Annotated in this window: 16 protein-coding genes and 1 pseudogene; 12 read left to right on the plus strand and 5 right to left on the minus strand. The window is 38.3% G+C overall.

The genetic code is table 11. The features are described 5' to 3' along the window. Positions 1-92: 92 nt before the first annotated feature. The 7 genes from rfbF to C3V36_09460 all read left to right on the plus strand — a co-directional run bounded on the left by rfbF (position 93) and on the right by C3V36_09460 (position 9,440). Positions 93-866 (plus strand): glucose-1-phosphate cytidylyltransferase, encoded by a 774-nt coding sequence (gene rfbF / locus C3V36_09430; GenBank protein ID AVM69445.1) that lies wholly within the window; start codon positions 93-95, stop codon positions 864-866. Beyond that, positions 866-1,936: a CDP-glucose 4,6-dehydratase gene (gene rfbG, locus C3V36_09435; GenBank protein AVM69446.1), complete on the plus strand. Its 1,071-nt coding sequence runs from the start codon at positions 866-868 to the stop codon at positions 1,934-1,936. Before rfbF ends, rfbG begins: the two co-directional genes overlap by 1 nt. Next, entirely contained in the window at positions 1,936-2,868 is a 933-nt protein-coding gene (locus C3V36_09440) for a hypothetical protein (GenBank protein ID AVM69447.1), read from the plus strand. Before rfbG ends, C3V36_09440 begins: the two co-directional genes overlap by 1 nt. Then, positions 2,861-4,189 carry a lipopolysaccharide biosynthesis protein RfbH gene (locus C3V36_09445; protein ID AVM69448.1) on the plus strand — a complete coding sequence of 443 codons (1,329 nt, stop codon included), beginning with the start codon at positions 2,861-2,863 and terminating at the stop codon, positions 4,187-4,189. Before C3V36_09440 ends, C3V36_09445 begins: the two co-directional genes overlap by 8 nt. Positions 4,190-4,268: 79 nt before the next feature. Next, positions 4,269-6,131, plus strand: a complete 1,863-nt coding sequence (locus tag C3V36_09450) for a glycosyl transferase family 2 (protein ID AVM70505.1) — start codon at positions 4,269-4,271, stop codon at positions 6,129-6,131. Between the two features lie 99 nt (positions 6,132-6,230). Then, the gene (locus C3V36_09455; protein ID AVM69449.1) at positions 6,231-7,769 is read left to right on the plus strand and encodes a GMP synthase (glutamine-hydrolyzing); all 1,539 of its coding nucleotides are present in this window, start codon (positions 6,231-6,233) and stop codon (positions 7,767-7,769) included. 237 nt (positions 7,770-8,006) lie between these two features. Further along, the gene (locus C3V36_09460; protein ID AVM69450.1) at positions 8,007-9,440 is read left to right on the plus strand and encodes a hypothetical protein; all 1,434 of its coding nucleotides are present in this window, start codon (positions 8,007-8,009) and stop codon (positions 9,438-9,440) included. 102 nt (positions 9,441-9,542) lie between these two features. Here the strand turns inward: C3V36_09460 and C3V36_09465 are convergent, their stop codons facing one another. Next, positions 9,543-10,079, minus strand: a complete 537-nt coding sequence (locus tag C3V36_09465) for an XRE family transcriptional regulator (protein ID AVM69451.1) — start codon at positions 10,077-10,079, stop codon at positions 9,543-9,545. Between the two features lie 177 nt (positions 10,080-10,256). Between C3V36_09465 and C3V36_09470 the strand changes: the two genes are divergently transcribed. Next, positions 10,257-10,442, plus strand: coding sequence for a transcriptional regulator (locus C3V36_09470; protein ID AVM69452.1), 186 nt, complete (start codon positions 10,257-10,259; stop codon positions 10,440-10,442). A gap of 89 nt (positions 10,443-10,531) precedes the next feature. Here the strand turns inward: C3V36_09470 and C3V36_09475 are convergent. From C3V36_09475 to C3V36_09490, 4 genes and pseudogenes are all read right to left on the minus strand, one after another. Next, positions 10,532-11,366, minus strand: a pseudogene (locus C3V36_09475) (hypothetical protein). 77 nt (positions 11,367-11,443) lie between these two features. Beyond that, complete coding sequence (locus C3V36_09480; protein ID AVM69453.1) at positions 11,444-12,001, minus strand: hypothetical protein; 558 nt, start codon at positions 11,999-12,001, stop codon at positions 11,444-11,446. Between the two features lie 141 nt (positions 12,002-12,142). Further along, entirely contained in the window at positions 12,143-12,403 is a 261-nt protein-coding gene (locus C3V36_09485; protein ID AVM69454.1) for a hypothetical protein, read from the minus strand. A 231-nt stretch (positions 12,404-12,634) separates the two neighbouring features. Then, positions 12,635-14,335 carry a DDE transposase gene (locus C3V36_09490; protein AVM69455.1) on the minus strand — a complete coding sequence of 567 codons (1,701 nt, stop codon included), beginning with the start codon at positions 14,333-14,335 and terminating at the stop codon, positions 12,635-12,637. 293 nt (positions 14,336-14,628) lie between these two features. Between C3V36_09490 and C3V36_09495 the strand changes: the two genes are divergently transcribed. From C3V36_09495 to C3V36_09510, 4 genes are all read left to right on the plus strand, one after another. Further along, entirely contained in the window at positions 14,629-14,844 is a 216-nt protein-coding gene (locus tag C3V36_09495) for an XRE family transcriptional regulator (GenBank protein ID AVM69456.1), read from the plus strand. Continuing rightward, positions 14,837-15,127 (plus strand): restriction endonuclease, encoded by a 291-nt coding sequence (locus tag C3V36_09500; protein AVM69457.1) that lies wholly within the window; start codon positions 14,837-14,839, stop codon positions 15,125-15,127. The genes C3V36_09495 and C3V36_09500 overlap by 8 nt, the downstream gene beginning before the upstream one ends. Next, entirely contained in the window at positions 15,127-15,483 is a 357-nt protein-coding gene (locus tag C3V36_09505; protein ID AVM69458.1) for a very short patch repair endonuclease, read from the plus strand. The genes C3V36_09500 and C3V36_09505 overlap by 1 nt, the downstream gene beginning before the upstream one ends. 338 nt (positions 15,484-15,821) lie before the next feature. Next, positions 15,822-21,698: a hypothetical protein gene (locus C3V36_09510; GenBank protein ID AVM70506.1), complete on the plus strand. Its 5,877-nt coding sequence runs from the start codon at positions 15,822-15,824 to the stop codon at positions 21,696-21,698. Positions 21,699-21,921 lie beyond the last annotated feature (223 nt).

The following is a 21,921-nucleotide window of genomic DNA, read 5'->3' on the forward strand; positions in this document are numbered from 1 at the left end:
ATATTACTTTATAGGGAGCTTTTTAAAACGGCGGTTTGAGGAAATGATACTTGAACAGAAGAGCAAGGAAAGCATATTTTAGGGAGGAAGGTATGAAGGTAGTAATCCTGGCCGGGGGATTCGGCACGCGAATCAGTGAGGAATCACATTTAAAGCCGAAACCGATGATTGAAATCGGGGAAATGCCAATCTTATGGCATATTATGAAATCTTATTCGCATTATGGGTATTATGATTTTATCATTTGCTGCGGATACAAAGGCTATGTTATCAAAGAATATTTTGCCGATTATTATTTGCATAATTCCGATGTGACTTTTGACTTTTCCCGGAACAATGAAATGACGATCCATAACAATATCGCTGAGCCGTGGCGGGTAACGCTGGTTGATACCGGCTTAAATACCATGACCGGCGGCCGGGTAAAGCGAATTCAAAAATATATCGGTGAGGAGCCTTTTATGCTGACCTATGGCGATGGTGTCTGTGATATTGATATCCGGAAGCTGGAGCAGTTTCATCATGCTCACGGGAAAACGGCGACTATTACGGCAGTTCAGCCGGGCGGCCGGTTTGGGGCACTGAATATTGAAAGTACCGGCCTGATTCAGTCGTTTACCGAAAAGAAAAAGGAAGACGGCGGCTGGATTAACGGCGGTTATATGGTTTTTAACCCGGAAATCTTTGACCGGTTGGCAGGAGACAGCACGGTTTTGGAGCGAGGGCCGCTGGAGGGATTGGCGGAGGCCGGGCAGTTAATGGCTTATCAATACGATGGCTTTTGGCAGTGCATGGATACACTTCGGGATAAGCTGTATTTAGAGGAGTTGTTGACACAGAAGAAAGCACCGTGGAAGGTATGGTAATGGAAGAATTAAGAAGTTTTTATCAGGGGAAGAAAGTTTTTATTACCGGCCATACCGGCTTTAAGGGGGCATGGCTGTGCCGGATCTTATATGATTTCGGGGCGGATATCTGCGGCTATGCGCTGGCAGCGGAGGAGCAATCGCTATATCGGATATTGAAACTGGACTCAAAAGTAAAAAACATCACCGGTGATATTCGTAATCTGGAGCAATTAAGCCAGGCGGTAGTCGATTATGAGCCGGAGATTGTGATCCATCTGGCGGCACAGCCGCTGGTGATTGATTCGTATGAGCGGCCGGTCTATACTTATGAAACGAATGTGATGGGGACGGTTAATATTTTAGAAACGCTGCGCCAGAGCAGGGGCGTCCGTTCCTTTTTAAATGTGACGACCGATAAGGTCTATGAAAACAAAGAATGGCTGTGGGGCTACCGGGAAAATGAAAATCTGTGCGGCTATGATCCGTATTCCAATTCCAAATCTTGCAGCGAGCTGGTTACTTACAGTTATAAAAGTTCATTTTTTCAAAACAGCGGCCCGGCAATTTCAACGGCTCGGTCGGGTAATGTGATCGGCGGCGGCGATTTTGCTGCGAACCGGATTATCCCGGATTGCGTTCGTTCGGCTTTAAAGGGCGAAGATATCTTAGTTCGCAATCCCCACTCGGTCAGACCCTATCAGCATGTGCTGGAATGTTTATCCGGATATTTGCTGATTGCCATGAAGCAGTATCAAAAAAAGGAGTATGAAGGCAGCTACAACTTTGGCCCGAATGAGAAAAGCTGCGTGACGACAGGTGAGCTGGCTGATATTTTTTGCCGGGCTTGGAACGAAGGCGAAACCGGGGAAGGAATCACTTGGTACACAGAAAATCAAAACGGCCCGCATGAGGCCAATTTCCTGAAACTGGACTGTTCCAAAGCCAAGACGGTCTTGGGCTGGCAGCCGAAGTGGGATATTAAAAAAAGTTTGGAAGAAACCATTTTCTGGAGCAAAGCTTACCGCGATCAGCAGGAGATGGACCAGGTGATAGGCCGGCAGATAACGGAGTATTTTGGGGAAAAGTGATGAGAAAAAAAGTATTAGTAGCTGGCGGGACGGGATTTATTGGCCGGAATCTGATTGATATGCTGTTAAGCAATGACTATGAAATTAGCTTAATTGTCCGGGAAAAGAAGGCGGAAACTTATTATAATGGCGAGCAATACAAGGATTTAAAAGTTATTACGGTTAAAGAACTGTTTGACCAGGCAAGGGAGTTTCCACCCTTTGACGGCTGCTTTAATTTAGCGGCTTACGGCGTAGCCCAGGGACAGGAAGAAATTGACGGACTAATTGATGGGAATTTAGTTTTTCCGCTTAAATTATTGGAGTTTTGTCAAAAAAATAAAACGAAAAAGTTTATTAACACCGGTTCCTGCTTTGAATATGGCCGAGCGCCCGAAAATGAAAAACTAAAAGAAACCGGCAGTATCGCACCACTGTCACTTTATGGCGCAGCTAAGGCAGCCAATACAATGCTGCTGAAAATCTATGCTCAAAATCATCAAATCCCCTTTTTAACCCTCAGGCCATTCGGAACTTATGGGAAATATGAAGCGCCGTACCGGCTGACCAGTCAAATTTTAAAGACAATTAAGGAAAAAGTGCCGCTGGCTTTGACCGGCGGTGAACAGATTCGGGATTATTTATATGCCGGCGATGTGGCGGCGGCCTTTTTGTCGGCATTAGAAGAGGAATTACCGCTCTATCAGGAATATAATGTCTGTTCGGGTCAAGGAATCCGTATCCGGGATTTTATTATGGAGTTTATCATCGTCAGCGGCGCAGATCCGGCACTGTTTCATTTTGGCGAGTTGACTTATCGGAGTAATGAACAAATGTATTATGTGGGGGACAACAGTAAGCTGGTGAAATATTCCGGCTGGCGGCCGCAGACAGCGCTGCGGGATGGAATCAAAATGGTACTTGACTGGAACGGAGAGAAAATAATTGGATAAGTTAAGACAGGAGATTCTGGAGAAGGTAAAGCAATATTATCAGGAATATCATCGGCCAAAGAATGAAGGGTTTATGCCCGGCAAGGATTTGGTTACTTTTGCCGGCAGGATTTATGATGAAGAAGAAATGATGAATCTGGTTGATGCGTCGCTGGACTTTTGGCTGACAACCGGGCGGTACGCCAAAGAGTTTGAAACGGAGTTTGCCAAGTATATGCAGAGCCGGTACTGCCTGCTGACCACTTCCGGCTCCTCGGCTAATTTGCTGGCACTGACGGCGCTGACATCGCCGCTTTTGGGTGAAAGACGGTTAAAAAAGGGCGATGAAGTAATCACGGTAGCGGCCGGGTTTCCGACGACAGTCAATCCGATTGTTCAAAACGGTTTGATTCCGGTCTTTGTTGATGTCGAGATGGGCACTTATAATATAAAAATCGAAGAAATGAAAAAGGCGCTGTCGGATAAGACCAGGGCGGTGATGATAGCGCATACCTTGGGCAATCCCTTTGATTTAGAGGCAGTAACGGCCTTTGCCCGGGAAAACGATTTGTTTTTGATCGAGGATTGCTGCGATGCGGTTGGCAGCTTATACGACGGCCAGATGGTGGGCTCGTTTGGCGATATTGCGACTGTCAGCTTTTATCCGGCGCATCATATTACCATGGGCGAGGGCGGTGCGGTTTTGACCGGTAATCCGGTACTGGAAAGAGTCATTCGGTCTTTTCGGGACTGGGGGAGAGACTGTTACTGCGAGCCGGGTGAAAACAATAGCTGCGGTAAACGTTTTCGCCAGCAGTATGGAACGCTGCCGCCGGGCTATGACCATAAATATGTCTATTCCCATATCGGCTATAACCTAAAAATAACGGATATGCAGGCGGCGGTTGGCTTAGCCCAGCTAAAGAAGTTGCCGGACTTTGTCGAAAAAAGAAAAGAAAACTTTCGGAAGTTAAAGGAAGGTTTAAAACGCTGGGAAGATTATCTAATCTTGCCGGAGGCAACGCCGAAGTCAGAACCGGCGTGGTTTGCTTTTCCGATTACGGTCAGGGCAAATGAGCGGTTCGGCCAAAAAGATATCGTCGGATACTTAGAGAAAAATAAAGTCTTAACAAGGCAGCTATTTGCCGGAAATATCACGCGACAGCCCGCGTATCAGGACATTGTCTGCCGAACGGTTGGTGAACTGGCGACTACCGATGAGATTATGAACAACACCTTTTTTATCGGAGTTTATCCGGGAATTGACGAGCCGAAAATGGACTATATTTTAAGTAAGTTTGCGGATTTTTTTGCGGAGAAAACTAATAATGGCAAGGCGTGAAGAGCAGTAAAGAAAAAAATAATGGCTGGCAGTTAATTGGATAACTGGCATTTTAGTTAGAAAGGACGATGCGATGGAAATGAAGAGGGCAGAGCAGGAGATTCTGACAGACAAGGTGCGGGTGCTGTTTTTTAAATTGTTTGAAGCGGCGCAGTATCAGAAGGCGTTTGTTTTTTTGCATAAGTACAGTCAAACGCAGCCATTGCCGCAGGATATCATTGATTTTATTATGGCGGCGTTTGTCGAGCCGAACCTGGTGGAAATAAAAGGCAATGTCGCAGCCAATGGTCATTTGCTGGAACGTCCGGTTGGCGCCGAAGGATTAAACTATTATATTCTACCGTCGGAGGCCGGGTTTAATTTTATATTGGATTTGGCCCTCAGAAGACTGATTGAGATTAAAAATGAATTTACGGATGAAATAAATGCAATAGTTCAAAGTGCGGATAAGTTTTCGGATTATTCTGTGTTGCTTAAAGGAAAGGAAAATATTATCAATTTCTTTTCCTTAGCACAGGAATTGAAAAAAATCAATCGAAATTTGTATGTCGTAATAGGATCGGAATGGGAAGCACTTTTACAGATGAAAAAATACAGCCAAGAAGAAGTGGATAATATCAGGTTGTTCCCTGATCTTTTTGATTTTGAAAAGCACTTTCTTAATACGGAGGATTATTTTCCCAGAAATATTATCAAATATGACGACAGCCCGGTTAATCAACTGGCGGAAGTAAGGGAGCGGATTCATGCGTACCGGCTGGCTCACAAATGCGGGAAAAGGCCGTTGCTGTCGATTGGCATTCCGTCGGCGGAACGGGGAATGTTTGCTCTCAGTAATATTTTGCATACGTTGAAAGCACCGTTTGATTATGAAATCGAGGTGGTTTTATCGGATAATGCTTCGACGACCCTGCCGGAATACTATGAACTGATCAAAACTATGCCCGACAGCCGACTGGTTTATCACAGGAACGACAGTAATCTGGGCTATCACGGCAATGTAAAAAAGTTGATTGAATTGGCGCGAGCCAAGTATCTGCTGTTTAACTGTGATACCGATGTTTTAAAGTTGGATAGATTAGATGAGATCCTGATGATCATCAGAGATGCCGGTCAGGAATATTCGCAGATCAAAACGGATTTTGAGAATCAATGGGGCGGCAATTATGTGGAATCCGCTTATGATACGATCAAGCTGTTTTCGTTTCAGTCCAACTATTTGTTTGGTAACATTTTTAATATTGATTTGGTCAAAAACGGCGGTTTTCTTAACTATTTGGATGAGCAGGCACAAAACAGTGAATTTATCCTCAATTATTATCATATGGCGATTGATTTGTTTTTGGAAGGTTTTGGCCGCACTTATGTGATTAAGGATATGGTAGTTGATGAATACCAGGGTGAAACGCCGTACTTAGTCGGCCGGAAGTTTATCTATGCAGAGCAGGATGAATTTGAGGATTTTGAAAACTTTACACAGAAATATAATTCGGAATATATGACGACCGGACTGTCGAAAAGACAGCGGATCAATGGGTATAAAATTGGCCGAAATAAAGTTCAAAATCTTCACCGGGCTTATACCATTGCCGGCCGGACAGCTCAGCATATATCCTGTGCCAAACTGCTGAGGGATATTTTCTATAATGATGAACGCATAGAGGAATTTAGCATTGCTTATGTTAAACTTTATCGAAAAACTTTGGTGATGATTGCATTAAATACAGATTGCAATTATGCGGAAACAGATTTGGAAAATACAGAAATCATTCAAAAAATCAGGCAGGCAATGGCTTATATCGAAAAAGAAAACGAACAGTTTTATCAAATGCTGGAAGGACTGGGCGGCATCGATTTAAAATCACTGAAAGAAAGTATGCGGGAAATATATGATCATTTTGAGAGGAAAGTAAATTTAGTGCTAACGGAAAGATTTGCTTGACGACCGGAAAGAGTTTTAGTTATAATGAAAAGATAGGAAGGAAGCCGCTTATGTTGCAGAGGGTTTCCTGCTATGTGCAAGGATAAGAGAGGAGCAGTCATGAAACATGAATTAATTATTGTATTGGACTTTGGCGGGCAATACAATCAGCTGATTGCCAGAAGAGTGCGGGATGCCGGGGTTTACTGCGAGGTGTTGCCTTATGATACACCGGTGCAAGAACTAATCGGCCGCAGGCCAAAGGGGATTATTTTTACCGGCGGGCCGAATGTAGTGACGGCAGCGGATGCGCCCAAAGTGGAAAAGGAAATTTTTGAAGCGGGAATCCCGATTTTGGGGATTTGCTACGGCTGCCAGCTGATGAGTTATGTGCTGGGCGGGCAGGTGCAAAAGGCGGCGCAGCGTGAGTACGGAAAAGCGGATTTGCGGATTACAAAGCCGGGCAGCGCTTTGTTTGAGAAAGTGAGTGCAAATACCGGCAGCTGGATGAGTCATACATATTATGTCAATCAGGCGCCGGCAGGCTTTGAAATAACGGCTGAGACCGATACCTGTCCGGTTGGTGCCATGGAAGATACGAGCCGTAAGCTCTATGGCGTGCAATTCCACCCGGAAGTGGCACATACGCCGGAGGGACAGAAGATGCTGGAAAACTTTTTGTTCCGGATATGCGGCTGTATCGGCGACTGGACGATGAAAGAGATTGCGGTGGAGCAGATTGAAAAATTAAGAGCCAAAATCGGGGATAAGAAGGTGCTGCTGGCTTTATCCGGCGGTGTTGATTCCTCGGTTGCCGGGGTACTGCTGCATAAGGCGGTCGGCCGGCAGCTGACTTGTATTTTTGTTGATCATGGTTTGATGCGCAAAAATGAGGGCGACGAGGTTGAAAGGGTTTTTAAACAACAGTTTGATATGAATATGATTCGGGTCAACGCCGAAGACCGCTTCTTAGGGCGCCTTGCCGGGGTAACCGATCCGGAAACCAAGCGGAAAATCATTGGCGAGGAATTTATTCGTGTCTTTGAAGAAGAAGCCAAGAAAATCGGCACGGTTGATTTTTTGGCGCAGGGCACGATTTATCCGGATATTATCGAAAGCGGCACCAAGGATGCAGCGGTGATAAAATCGCATCACAATGTAGGCGGCCTGCCTGACCATGTGGATTTTAAGGAAATTGTTGAGCCGCTGCGCGATTTGTTTAAGGATGAGGTTCGAAATCTTGGCCGCGAACTGGGGATTCCGGAGTTTTTGGTCTCGCGTCAGCCTTTCCCGGGGCCGGGTCTGGCAGTACGGGTGATTGGCGAGGTAACGAAGCATAAGCTGGATATCCTTAGAGATGCTGATTTCATCTTCCGGGAAGAACTTGAAAAATCGGAGCTTAAAGGTACCGTCGGACAATACTTTGCAGTATTAACCAATCTCCGTAGCGTGGGTGTCATGGGGGATGAAAGAACTTATAATTATACTCTGGCACTGCGGGCGGTCGATACCTCCGATTTCATGACGGCAGACTGGACGCGGATCCCGCATGACATCTTGGCGAGAGTGAGCAACCGAATTGTGAATGAAGTCAAAGAGGTCAATCGGGTCGTGTATGATATCACCAGTAAGCCACCGGCAACGATTGAGTGGGAATAACAGTAACAAACATATTTCTGCTGCATAACAGTTGAAAACAGTGCGTTTTGATGGTTGAATCTTGCTAAAAACTCCTGAGTGATACTGTTTTGATACTAAAAAGCTGAAATAGTAGGTTCAAAAGGGAGTTGTTGAATTTAGGTGAATTGTTTATAAAAGCCTCCCATCGTTTTGGAGGGAGGCTTTTGTGGAAACAGTAGATTATAATGTATCCAAGTATTTTGTAGGTGAAGATAAATGTGTGAGAATAAAATTGTTGAAAGTAGTGGGAATTTAGTTGAGCAAGTCACGAAATTTGAATTAATGTTAAATAATTTGGGATTACCTTCTGAAAATATAATTGCTTCAGTAAATGAACGTGAAAACATAATGAAAATGCTGCCGCAATTAATGAATTCTATTCCAGAAATTCAAAAAAGAGATGCAACATATTTGTCAAGATTTGTTGCAGGTGCAGCTATAGGACTTTTTGATGCTTCGTTAAATTATGTTTGGAATGAAGTAGTTATAAGTTTACGACAAAAAATAATCTATTTTGGTATTGATACATTTTTTGATAATGCAGTTGCAGATAAAGTAAGAGATCAATACAAAAATGAAGATGACCTTCCTGGAATTAAAGATAAAACAATGTTGGAAACTCTCAGAAAGTTAGAATGGATATCAAATGTTGTATACGTAAAATTATGTCACATATTGGATATGAGAAATCAGATAGGTGCATCTCATCCAAATTCATATGATATTAATTCTTTTGAATTATTAGGATGGTTAAAAACATGTGTAACAGAAGTAATAAATGATAAGCCTTCTAGTTCAGCTGTACATATAAGAGAAATTGTGGAACAAATAAAAAAGAGTACTAGTCCGTTGGATGATATAACGATTGAAACAATAGGAAAGGGAGTCGAAAAATTTTCTTCAGTTATGTCAGGTACTTTATTGCGTGCATTATTCGGTATATTTATTGTAGAAAGTACAAGTGTTGAAGCAAGAGGGAATGTTCTTAAACTATCAAAGGAAATTTGGAAATACTGTAAAGATGATATCAAATATGATATAGGTGAAAAGAAGCTTTTTTTTCGTAACAATCTTCAAAAGAATAAAGAGGACTTAACTTATAAGTTTTTGGAGTACTGTGATGGTTTACCTTATTTGTCGTTGACAGAGCGAAGTCTTGAAATAAGTAGTTTATGTGATGATCTGCAGGCTGCTCACAATGGATGGGATAATTACTACTATGAACCACCAATAGCAAGAAAAATTATGGAGTATATTTCTCTGTCATCAGATATTCCTGATGACAGAGAAGGAAAACTGATTAAAACTTTTTTGGAGTGCAGAATTGGTAGAGAAGTATCTTATTGTCAAGGTGTATCCCCGGGAGCAGTTAAGTATTATGATTCTTTATTTAAGATATTAACCGAAGAACAAATAATAATTGCTTTGACCGAAATAAAATATCAAATGGAATCAATATCTAGTGGGACTTCTGTACGAGCGAAGAATACTAGAAAGATTATCGATATTTTTTCGCGAGATGATATTAGTGATAGATTAAAAGAAATACTGGAATACATTGTTGAATTTGATGAAAAAAATATAATTAATAATGTATATAAAGATAAAGGTTTTAAAGATCTTTCAAAGGGGATTTTGAAATTTGATTAAATTCAAATATAAATCTAATAGTTTGTTTGAATTATTTAAAACTTAAAACAAAGCGCATAACTTTAAGACTTAAAAATCTTTCAGCTATGTGCTTTTTTGTGTTTATTTTATTTCCGGTGGGACTTTGACTGACATGGCGTTATTAAAGCGTTTGAGATTACTTTCCTCAAAAGGAACATAATCTTTTTTCAGGCTGTCAGGATAGTTTGCCTTCCAATCCTGCAAGGCTTCTTTAGTGATTTCATTATTCTCATATTTTTCTTTCATTTCCTGCCACTGTTCAAGCATATTGCGGATTCTGAGAATAGCTTCGCTACCGAAATATATACCTGTGGTAGTGTATTCGGGATCTTCATCATTTAGAATAACAGGACGTATTTTCACTTCAATGCTGTCGTCCAGCTTAAACAAAAATCTCATCAAATCATGTTCCGTGTAGGGATAATCAGGTTCTTTTAAATACTCTTTATTTACATGGAGTGCAGTAGATATATTTTCCAAAACATCCTCTTTGGGAGTGCGAATATCAAGCTCATATTGTCTGATTCTAACATCATCTAAATGCGTTCTGTCTCCTAATGCTTTTTGAGTGATTCTCCGTAGTTCACGGAATTTTTTTATCAATTTACCTAAACTCAATTTTATCACCTCCTTAGGAACAAATTTGTTTCTTTTATTACTATAATCGAAAACAAGAAAAAATTCAATAGAAAAATTAAAAATAAAAAAGGACTTGACAGAAACAAAAAAGCTACTTATAATCTAGAATAGAAGCAGAAACAAATATGTTTCTAAAAAAGAAAGGAGGAAAGTACGATGGAGAAATTATTTCTTACTTCAAATGAAGTTGCCGATTTATTAAATATATCGCAGCAACAAGCTTATAAAATCATACGAGATATGAATAAGCAGCTTGCTGAACACGGCTTTCTTGTCCTTAGGGGAAGAATCAATAAGAAATATTTTATGGAACAAATCTACAAAGCAAAGGAGGGAGACTAATGCCTGCATATAAGGACGAAAAAAGCGGAAAAATGTGAACTATAGTCAAGTAAGTAGACACAAAAAAGTGAAAAATATCTAGGAGCAGACTATGGGTTCTGCTCCCAGAATAAAGCTTCCGCTTCGTTTGGAGCAAGCATATTAAGCGTAGAATGAGGCCTTTTTGAATTGCAAAAGCCTTCAATATATTCAAATATAGAAAGCTGTAACTCATGCATGGAGTGGTAGAGTTTGCGGTTCGTTTCCTCCTTCTTAAGATATTAAAAAAAGCATTCACAGCAGGCATTGTCAAAAGGATAAGATTTCTTTGAAAAAGACTGCACAACATTTAGAGAATCCAGAAGCTGTCGAAAAGAAAAGGCGGTGTACTGGGTTCCCCGGTCAGAATGGAAAATTAAGCCATAAGGAGCTTTTCGTTTCTCATAAGCCTTTCTAAAGGTAGCGATAACAAGTTCAATATCGGCGTTGGTGGAAATATGCCATGAAATGATTTTTCTGGAATATAGATCCATTACAATGCAAAGATAATGCCATTTGTTGCCCGCTTTGATATAGGTTATGTCACTGACCCAAACCAGATTGGGAGCTCTCTGAATAAAGTTTTGTTTCAAGTGATTGAGACAGTCAGAGTTTTCTAACTGATTTAAATATGAGGTTTTCCTCCTCCAACTGGGCATTGCGTTTTTGAAGCTCCTTTACCTGCTTTGCCGTAAGGACTTCGCCATCATCAATTTCGACAGTAGAGTATTGTTTTACCCATTTGCCGAGTGCGGACTGTGAAATACCATATTCTTTGCAGAGTTGAGTCTGGTTTTTTCCGTTTTGGTGGAGAGAGACGAGAGATTTTTTGAAATCCTCATCATACCTGTTGTATTTGTAGCCATGATAATCCTCCTTCTTTGTGTTTAGTTTATTGTACTGGATTGTACATATATGTGTCTACTTTTATAGTATAGATCCAATTAAAGAAATCGGGGAAGAAGATCGGGAAAGAAAGTTACCTAAAAATTGCCGGTTTCACTGTTAGACTCGAAAAGCTCATGCTTTGAAAATTCAGTTCCCCGATCCGTAAGCAGAAGAGAGAAAATCTTCTGGAAGTCATTCTTGCCAAGTCTATCTTGCAACATATCCAGAGTGCTTGCCATAGATACGCTTCTCTTTTCCTTATGTAGGAAGCCTATCATAACCGGTGCATTTTCAAAGAGAAAGGTCTGAATGTAGGGTCCCTCAGGAGCATTCCATACGGTGTCCATTTCCGTGGTAGGAACGTTCCGGTTTGCAGCCTTGAACTCTAAGTAATCCTCATACCGGAAACCATCGTAGCATACCGGTTCTTTTCTTGGTTTAAGAGGTTTTCTCTTTCTCATAGAAACTTGCCTTCGTAGGGAGAAGTTATCGATCCCTTGTGTGGAGAAGACACCAGACTCAATGTAGGTATAAAGACTCTTTACACAAAGACCTATCTCCGGATGATTTTTAACGATTTGATAAATCGACTGCCCTTTTTTTAAGAGTGGTCCGATGATTTCGGCTATCATAATCATTCTGGTAGAAGTCATGTTCACCCCCTCTCTGCTGTCAGAAAGGGTCTTTAAGTAGATTTCATGGGCTTTTGCAGCATGATAGTAGTATTTATCCAGTCCACACTTTTGGTTGTCCGGGCAGCGGTTACAGACACCAATTTTCTTGCGTCGTTTGCATTAACGTTTCTTAAAGTTTTCGCATTCTTTCTTGCAGCCAAAACATTGTTTGAGCGTACCGGCATTTTCGCAGAAATACCGAGTGCCTCTGCCGTAGGCACTTGCTACCTTGAAAGGCCTATGTTTTTTAACTTCCTTAGATACTGTGGAAGGAGACTTGCCAAGCTCTCGTGCTATTTTTGCTTTACTAAATCCTTCTTCAAGACCGTGCTGAATAAATTTGCGTTCCTCTAACGTTAGATGAGTTCCTTTCATTTTCATCCTCCTTGTCCGTTCCGGAACCCCCAATTAGATCATAAAACAGAGAAGTTAAACTTACAATAACTTTATGTAAGATTAACTTCTCCATTCTTAATTACAATCGTGAACTTACTTTTTCATTTACCCCCCCCCAGCCTGTCCAAAAACTTGATTTTCAGACATAAATTTAGCCCTTTTCTTCAATCTGTGTCATTGAAAACTGAATAAAATACACAGGATTAAGAAAGAGGCTTATGCCTGTTCCATTAATTCCATCATTTTATGAAATCCCAGAAGATTTTTCGCTCTTTCTAGGTTATATCCCAGGCAAAAGAGCGCAAACTCCCCAGCCACTTTTTGCATTCCTTTTAGAAGAAAATAAGTGGCTCCCATACCACGCTTTATAGTTCCGAATGGATGCTCTGACAGGCACATCCTCTGGTTTGTTTTCTCCCTGTCTGGTTTCAGAAAGAACTTTACAACCTGCCTCTTTTCGTAATGCCATTTTTCTTTTGGCTTTGTTTCTTCTGGTGTATTTCCTTCTGATTTCAGCCAGTCTTTACATGGTTTCTCCAGCTGATCTTTTGTAAAATCAATTTCTTTCCATTCACCTTTTCCCTTGTAACATTTATTCCGATTCGGGCAATGCTTACACGCATTTTTGTTTGCATAACGGATATTCCCATTTTTCTTTATGCATTTCTGCCTCAGGATCTTTCCTGCCGGACAGTATACCAGATTTCGCTCCGGATCTCTGACAAAATAACCTGTTTCTGCCTTTCTCAACATTTCTTCTGGACTTCCATATACACCACTTTTTGCCGGCTTTTCATCTACTACTTTCCGGCGCACAGTCTCTACCTTTATATCCTGTATTACTGACGCATAAGCTTCCGGTATCTGTCCTGCATGCAGTGCTTTCTTTAATTCCTCCGGATCTGTGCTGGTAAGATCAGCTTCCGATTTTTCATAAGGTATTTCAATTTCATAACCATCTTTTCCGTCATCTGTTATGACATGGGGAATAATACCATTTTCCAGGCAGCCTGCCATATCTTCCGTATCCTCATAGCCTTTATCAGCCACTACCTTTACGATTTTTCCCGGCTCCGCTTTCTTCACTTCCTCCATGGTGCTTTCTAACAGTCCGTGATCAGTTACCTGATTTGTCATCTGGAAATCCCGGATCAGATGAGTCTCTGAATCCACTGCTGTCTGAGGATTATATGCTACCGCAAACCCATTCTTATTCTTCATAAGTTTTGCGTCTGCATCTGTGATTGACAGCTGTGATGCTCCTGTCTCTTCCATCAGTTTCTGATATCCTTCATACCTTGCAAGCCGTTCCTTCGCCTCTTCTAATTTAGCCTCAAGTTCCTCTCTGGTTAATTCACCCGGTATTTCATCGTATTCTTCCTGCCGATCCATTTCATTAAGTATCCGCAGATATTCATCTGTATATCCATTCAGCCACTTAATTCTGTCATCCAGTTTATTTTTTGTGAAGTTGTTGTCTTTCGAATTATTAGTCTGGATCTTCGTTCCATCTACAGATGAAAACCCCCATTCTACCGCACCAGAAATTCTCCTGTTAAATTCATGAAAGATTTCTTTCAGACTGTCTATGTTGTTTTTTCTAAGATCTGCAATCGTTCGGAAATCAGGTGCTACTCCACCAGTCATCCATTTCACTTCAAGATTCACTTTGCAACTCTCTGCGAGTTTCCGTGAAGAACGGATTCCTTTTCTACTTCCATAGATATAGAGCTTGTAAAGACTTTTCGGATCGTATGATGGGCGACCTTCAATTGCTACAGTCTTTACTCCCAGTTTCTTTATATCAAGATGCTCTACAAATGCATCTATTATCCTCGCAATACTTTCTTCATCTACTAATACATCCCATGAACAGCACATCAACTGGTCACGGTCAAAACCTGAAACATATGGCATCTCATCACACCTCAAAACGGAATATTTTCTCTGGTTTTATTACACTATATTTGAACCATCGCTGCATGATTTCTGCGTACGTTATTCAGTTTTCAATGTACATTTTTTATTCATATTGAACACTCATGTGAGTGAATCAACCTTAATTTCAGTGAAGACACATCCTAGTTTTCGGACAGTCTTCCCCTAAAAATCGATGTATTGAAAGATAAAATCGAGATTTCATTTTTAACAAAAAAATGTTATAATAAAACATAGAAATTCTATGTGAATGAATAGAGAAGAGGAATATTATGAAATTCTCATATAACAAGTTATGGAAGTTGTTAATCGACAGAAATATGAATAAAGGCGATTTGCAGAAATTAATAGAAACCGGTCCGTCCACCATTTCAAGAATGGGACGAAACGAGCCTGTAAGACTTGAAATCTTAGGAAGAATATGTGAGAGATTGAATTGTAACATTGAAGATATCATTGAGTATGAAAGAGGAAAACAAGATGTATAAATCAATTGATTTGTTTGCCGGAATCGGAGGGATCAGGCTTGGATTTGACCAGGCATTCGGAAATAATATCAAGACTGTTTTTATAAGCGAATGGGATGAAAAAGCGGTAGAAACTTATAAAGCAAATTTTAATGACAGTATCGATGTAGTCGGAGATATTATAAAAGTTGATGAAAAAGACATTCCCAATCACGATATATTGCTTGCAGGCTTTCCTTGTCAGGCGTTTTCCCTTGCAGGACATAAAAGAGGGTTCGAGGATGGTGAATTAAGTGAAAACTAATATGGAATAAGGGGTTCAGATATAGATTAAACTATAAGGAGTTGCCCGGAAGTCCTGATTTATATATTCCCAAATACTGGGTTGCTATTTTTGTAAACGGTTGCTTTTGGCACATGCATGAAAATTGCAGGTATTCATCCATTCCTAAAAACAATCATGATTTTTGGAAAAACAAACTTGAAGGGAATGTTGAAAGAGATAAGCAAAACTACATCAAACTTGAAAACAGGGGCTTTAAAGTGATAGTGGTTTGGGAATGTGAAATTAAAAAGGTGATGAAAGATGAAGTAATTTCAAAGCAGTATATGGATACAATTTTATACGAAATTACAAACAGTATGAAGTGTAAGAATTGATAAGAGGAACGATACATTTTTGGTTTATGGTCAAGTGAGTAAATATAAATAGTGAAGAAATTTAAGACTAATTCCGAAAGAGTTTTTCAAATCCTTTAGGTGCTGGCATTTTAAAAGAACCATACGTTCTTACTATGTTTTGGAAGCCGTCTGTATACTCAAATAAAGATTTTTAAGTTCTTGTAAAGAGTAGTATATTCTTTGATTAGTCTTTTTTTAATACTTAAATAAAAGTTTACAGCAGGCATTATCATAAGGATATTCTTTTTGAGAAAATGACTGCACAATATTTGATTAAGAAATAATATTCAATGAATAATAAGATGGCGGTGAAAATTATGGGATATTCAGCAAAAACAAAACCGGGAATGGCAGATCCTTATTGGTATGAATGGTCTGTGGGGCAGAAATATATCGTAGAAATGCTTAATCCGGATAGCCATATTCAGTATGTTGAATTACAGGCAGATGTTCAATTAGGTTTAGATGATGTAGTAATCACATATGATGATGGCAAAACGAAATTTATTCAAGTAAAGCATACTAGAGTTGATGATACGATAACTTTTGGGGATCTTGTTTCTGTTGATAAATCTAAAAAGGATACTAAGTCTCAATGTTCACTATTAAGAGAACTTGCAAGGTCATGGAAATTGGAAAAAGACTTGTATACAGATTCGGAAGTATATATCTTTACAAATAGAAAAGCAGGGAATAGGGAATCATTGGCTGGAAAAGGAAGAAACGTTAAAAGACCATCTTTAAATAAGTTTTTGGAAGAATTACAAGAAAAAGTAAGTAAAGTAGAGCAGTTTTCAGATTTAGTTTTTCCTGATAATAAAGAAGCGTGGAAAGAATGGTGCAGTCAACTTCAAGATATCGAAATGGATGAGGACAAGCTTACTTTTTTGCAGAATCTACATATCAAAACAGATCAGGAAAGTTTAGAAGAGTTAGGAAATTCTATAAAAAATAAACTGCAGATTTATTTTTCGGTCTCTGAGGAAATGTCAGATATCTTACTTGGAAAACTTGATCATGCACTGAGAGAGTGGACTACATCGGGACGAGAAAGTTCAAAAGTAACAATTGAAAAACTGTATTCCGCATTATCTGTAAAAGAGGAGGTTATAAATTACAATCATGATTTAATTCCTGTGAATCCTTTTTTTGATAGTAGGCAGGAATTAGTCACTCAAATCGAAGCTGATTTGTTAGTAGGTGAGGAAAAAGTTTTTTATGTATCAGGTGTACCTGGAACGGGGAAAACTAACATTATTAGCAAATTATGTAGTAAAAAAGATAGTATAGTTGATATTCGTTATTATGCATATGAGCCTATTGACCCGGCAAAAGAGTATTTACCGGCAGATGTTTCTGAAAGAGTGAAAAGAGAGGTGTTTTGGAATACATTACTGAACCAATTAAGAGAACTATTGGTTGGTAGGCTATATAAATACAAGGTGCCTGTGTCTAATAGTTATCTAAAGCTCGAGGAAAAGAAAAAGGAATTTTTTAGAATAGCTTCAGAATTTGCAAAAGATAGAGATCGTGTATTTATACTTGCGGTTGATGGACTAGATCATGCTGCTAGAGCAGGTGTGGTAGAGGAAACATTTCTACCAACACTGCCTAATCCGGAATATATTCCAAGTAATGTGAAAATTATTCTTGCAGGTCAACCAAAGGAAGATTATAAAAATTACCCAGATTGGTTGTATACAGGTTCTAAGCAAATTAAGGAATATTTAGTTCCAAATATTCAGCCAAGTGATATTGAAGAACTTGTAAATGAAAGATGTACTAACTACAGCTCATCTAACAAAAAAATCGTTACTAATATTGTTTGTAAATATGCGGGTGGTAATACATTGGCCGCAATTTTTGCTGTACACGAAGCTTTGAGTTGCGATAATCCTGCGTCACTTGATGCTAAACTTAAGTCTAGAAAATTGAGCGGTAACATTCAAGAGTATTATCGGACGATATGGGAAGATACGAAAAAGAAGATGCAGATTCCGTTTGTGGATTATAAGATGGCTGGAATATTTGCATTTTTTAACGAGCCTGTTAGTGGAGAAAATCTTAGCCTGATTTTCAAAGAAGAAGGAATTAGCTCTTCTTCATGGAATAACGTTCTGAAGGCGTTGAGTCCGCTTTTGCTAGAAAGAAAGGGTGCATATACCATACTTCACAATGATGTGCGTGTGTATCTTTCAGGAATTATTGGAAGGGATCAAGAGCATGTAAAGGAAGTGTACTCCGGTTTAGCAGATTACTATCTTGCACAAAACGAGAAGACTATCGGTTTTTACCGAGATGTTATTAGACTTTTGGTGTCAGCAGGAAGAATACAAGAATTTCCAATAATATATACTCCGGAATATGTGCTAAATGCCTATGTTAATGGAATTGAATTGTCAGAACTATCTCATATTACAGGGGGATTAATGCGCTTTGTTATTAACGAGGATTACCTTGATTGGAATAAACTTCTGAGTGTGACATTGGGATATTTAACCATTGAACAGATACAAAAAACCTCATATGAGATAGAGGGCTTATCTTTCCGGTCAAGTGTTAAAACTATAAGTGTTCATCCTTATGAATGCTATGTTGTATCATCCGATAAGTGGAATTCTAGAATACTATCAGAAGTGCTACAGTTAATTGATGATTTGTTTGAAAATGGAGAGGAATACCGTGGAAAAACTCTATTTTTAAATTGGTTTACTGATATTAAGTTTTCAGAAATACAAAAAAATATAGATGATGAAAATGATGACTTCCGACCGGGTGATGATAGAAATATCGCTGAATTACTAAGTAAAGCTTGTGTTAATACAGAACATTTTGAAATTCTAGATGGTATTTCTGAACTTGAAGGTGACAAATTTTTAATAAATACTGTTGAACATGTTATAGGTGAAATTATTGAAAATCTTCACGCAGAAAAGCTGGAAAAGGCTCTTGGGTCTCTTGATCTAATTTTAATAGATCCTCTTGTAGTTGGAATAAAAAAACTAATTGAGCAAAATCGTTATGAAGATCTGAAAATTCTAAAAAAGTCGATTCAAAAACGAAAAATTTCTAACTCCATGAGTATGATGATATTCTCTTTTCTAAAAATTGTGACAGGAGACGTTGATTGGGATGATAATAAAGCTGGTGTTGTTTGGGGTGAAATTGAATCAGTGGAGATGCCGGATGATAAGATTGAAAACTTAATGACCTACTATACTATTTATGCAATCGTAGCATCATATATACAGAAAAAAAGTAGAGCAACAGTAGCCCAAGAAATCACCGATAAATATATTAATGCTCATAAATATAACAAATCAAAGTATTTTTTGTTGTATTTTAATGCTGTCACTTATTTAGGAAAATGGCTTAAAGCGAGAAATGAGAAAAAAGTTTTTTTTGAATCGAAGATGGATCTTAAGGTTATAATAGAAAATCTATTCTGTAAGCCTTGGAATACGAATGAAAGAGATTTTGAAACTTTCTATCTCCGAGCTTATATCTTAAAGGTATATATTATGCTTTCTGAAAAGGAGAATAATCAATTTCAAAATGACATTGAAGAATCATTAAAAAAGGTATTCGCTGAGAATCCGATCAATCAGTTGCTTGACCCGGGAATGCTATATTACAGAACCAATCCTGAAAGAATGCAGCAATGGATTGATGAATGGCTGGATGACAATGGAAAAGTATGGTCAGAACCTATTGGTGATAGGAACAGTATAATAAAGAAATTCACAGAAGCGAAAGAAAAATATGATAAGAACAATCATCTTAATCTTCGAGGTGCTGCGGATAGAGTTAAATGGTCTGTTATCGGATTTGCATCACATAAGGAATACAGTGTAGACTATTTGTTAAATTGGTATAATAATCTTGTTGACAGATTTCCTGAGTATATTTCCAAGTATGGAGAAGTGGTTAAAGACATTTCTGATAAAATTGAGGTGCTTGGAGATAATAGGATAGAATATATATTAAACAGTAAAATCTATTCTGACTTTGGAAGCGAAGGGGCTATTCGGATTCAAAGTATATTGGACAATAAAGTATTATTTGGTCAATGTATTGCTCAACCATCATATATAGTAGATATATTGATTGGATACCTCAAAGATCGTAAATTTGATAAGAAACAACTTCTTACAATTTGGGCGATAGGAATAGGTTTACTTGATTGGAGAAATGACGGGGATTATGATGCTATTTCTGCATTACAAAGATCAATTGAAATTTGTGCAACAAAAAATGGAATACTTGATATAAAAAAAGATTTGTCAAAGCTTGGACCTGCATATATTGATTTTTTGACGGATCCGGGGAGATATATTATTCCAGGCAGATGGTGTGATAATAAAAATAATGTTAAAGAATTTGATAATGCAGAAGAGATATTGACATCATATATTACAAATAGCGATGAAGATTTACCAGAATATTCTGATGTTATTAAGGCACTAAAGTCTCTTTATACTGATAATAAGTTAAGTGAAACTCAAGTTAATCAAGTGCTTGCTGTTGAGCTAAGCAAAGACAATTATGGCATTAATCAAAATAGTATCTTAGAATTTATATTTGGTATTGCAAAAGATAATGATATAGATGAATTCTTAAGGCAATACATTAGAAAGGCTATTGATAATAATAGATTCTATCCATATTTAGATCTACCATATATTATTGGTTGGAGACTTAAATATAAAAAAGAAGATTATATTGTTGAATGTCTTGAAAAATTAATTGAAACTTTCAAATGTTGGATTACAGCCTCCAATCATATTAAAGAACCTGAGTTGAAAGAGGAATATGATTATTCTAAATATGTAGATTTTGAGTCAGAAGATTTATTGGATAACTTAATTGAAGTTCTGTTGTTAGTGATTATATCGGATGATGCTGATGCTGCAAGAGTAGCTATTGGAGGTATAGCGGCTATATTACGTGTAAATATTGATTATATTTCTAAAATAGAGAAACATTGGAATAGATTACATTATCGTGCAAAAGAATGGATTCTAATGGTATATGAATTCGTTTATGAATTATGTCCTGAACATAGAGAAAAGATTTATGAATATTTAGTTCTTCATTCAAAAGATGATGATTTTAATTCGGCTCTGTACTCAAAACTACTTTGTGAGAATATTAATCCTGAATATTCAGAAGTGTATTGTGTTGAAAAAAAAGACTGCTTTTCTTCAATTCCTACGAATGGTCAAAAACTATTTATAAAAACAAATCGAAATAGCTCTTGGATTAATGGATATGAATGCGTGTTGGAGCAAAAATCATTAATAGAGGAACGTTTATACATTGATTTGATGGATATTGAAAGACGTACGGCAGATTATTTGGAGAATATAGCAGTTCCACTCGCGTTATTACCTCTTTTCAGAAGCAAAGTCGGAGGGTGTAGAGTTGTATGCGATAAAGTGAATTTAGCTTTTTTCCGTGTCTTATACAAGGATTGGTATTACGGAAGGTGGGATGGCGTAGAGGCTGAATTGGCGAGAGTTATACTTTCTGCTTCTGAACCATTCACATTATTATTGTCTCCCTATAAATGGAAATGGAATGGTGGGAGATTATTCGACAATCTGAAGGACGTGATTTCACTATCTGAAAAAGAAAGAAATTCTAGTATAGACGAACTGTTTAATACGGGTATCAATTCTGATGATATTGTACTGGCGGGTGCGATTGAGGACTATACATATAGTCAGCAACTTTTTGGTTATATTTTAGGGTATTTAGACGTGCCGGAAATGAATGAACAATATGCGCTTCCAGAAGTTGAAAGAAATGCACGTTTATTTTTAATGAAGAGAGAAGACTATATTGAATATCAAAGTCCAAATGTAACAATACATCAGAATGGAATTGAGAGTTTTAAGCAAAGTAATATTATGTGTGGATTTAGAAAAATAATACTTTCAGCATTAGGGTGGGAAACGAGATTTGATTCGGATGGCTTGGGAATTGTAAATTCAAACGATGAAATAGTAGGAAGATTAGAGTGTTTTTACGGATTAAGAACAGGCATAGGAAATAGATTTCTGTCGAATCAACCGTATGTACAGAGGTGGGTTGTAAAGAAAGATTCTTTGAAGAAAGCACTTGAAGAATCAGGATGTCCATTTCAAATAAAAACAGTAATAGGATCTTTGATACTAGACGATGAAGAATGAATAAAAAACTAAAAATTGTTTCTGAAATCCTTTAACTTATAGTCGATAATACTAAGGAAAAAAGCAATACTTGAAAGATATTTTATAAAAATATAACCTTTATGTTGTTGAAGTATTTTCTGAAAAGTAATAAATAGAAAAGACTTAATATAATTTAGGTTGGTATATTTGAAAAGAAAACAAGAGAGGATAAATAAGGAATATAGGTTTTTAAAATGTTGCT

It is taken from the genome of Lachnospiraceae bacterium oral taxon 500 (genome assembly GCA_002999035.1).
Classification (GTDB): domain Bacteria; phylum Bacillota; class Clostridia; order Lachnospirales; family Vallitaleaceae; genus W11650.

Bases quoted from the DNA above. Each gene is read 5' to 3' on its own strand.
- rfbF (AVM69445.1), top strand. From the start codon at position 93: ATGAAGGTAGTAATCCTGGCCGGGGGATTCGGCACGCGAATCAGTGAG.
- rfbG (AVM69446.1), top strand. From the start codon at position 866: ATGGAAGAATTAAGAAGTTTTTATCAGGGGAAGAAAGTTTTTATTACC.
- C3V36_09440 (AVM69447.1), top strand. From the start codon at position 1,936: ATGAGAAAAAAAGTATTAGTAGCTGGCGGGACGGGATTTATTGGCCGG.
- C3V36_09450 (AVM70505.1), top strand. From the start codon at position 4,269: ATGAAGAGGGCAGAGCAGGAGATTCTGACAGACAAGGTGCGGGTGCTG.
- C3V36_09455 (AVM69449.1), top strand. From the start codon at position 6,231: ATGAAACATGAATTAATTATTGTATTGGACTTTGGCGGGCAATACAAT.
- C3V36_09460 (AVM69450.1), top strand. From the start codon at position 8,007: ATGTGTGAGAATAAAATTGTTGAAAGTAGTGGGAATTTAGTTGAGCAA.
- C3V36_09470 (AVM69452.1), top strand. From the start codon at position 10,257: ATGGAGAAATTATTTCTTACTTCAAATGAAGTTGCCGATTTATTAAAT.
- C3V36_09480 (AVM69453.1), bottom strand. From the start codon at position 12,001: ATGACTTCTACCAGAATGATTATGATAGCCGAAATCATCGGACCACTC.
- C3V36_09485 (AVM69454.1), bottom strand. From the start codon at position 12,403: ATGAAAATGAAAGGAACTCATCTAACGTTAGAGGAACGCAAATTTATT.
- C3V36_09490 (AVM69455.1), bottom strand. From the start codon at position 14,335: ATGCCATATGTTTCAGGTTTTGACCGTGACCAGTTGATGTGCTGTTCA.
- C3V36_09495 (AVM69456.1), top strand. From the start codon at position 14,629: ATGAAATTCTCATATAACAAGTTATGGAAGTTGTTAATCGACAGAAAT.
- C3V36_09500 (AVM69457.1), top strand. From the start codon at position 14,837: ATGTATAAATCAATTGATTTGTTTGCCGGAATCGGAGGGATCAGGCTT.
- C3V36_09510 (AVM70506.1), top strand. From the start codon at position 15,822: ATGGGATATTCAGCAAAAACAAAACCGGGAATGGCAGATCCTTATTGG.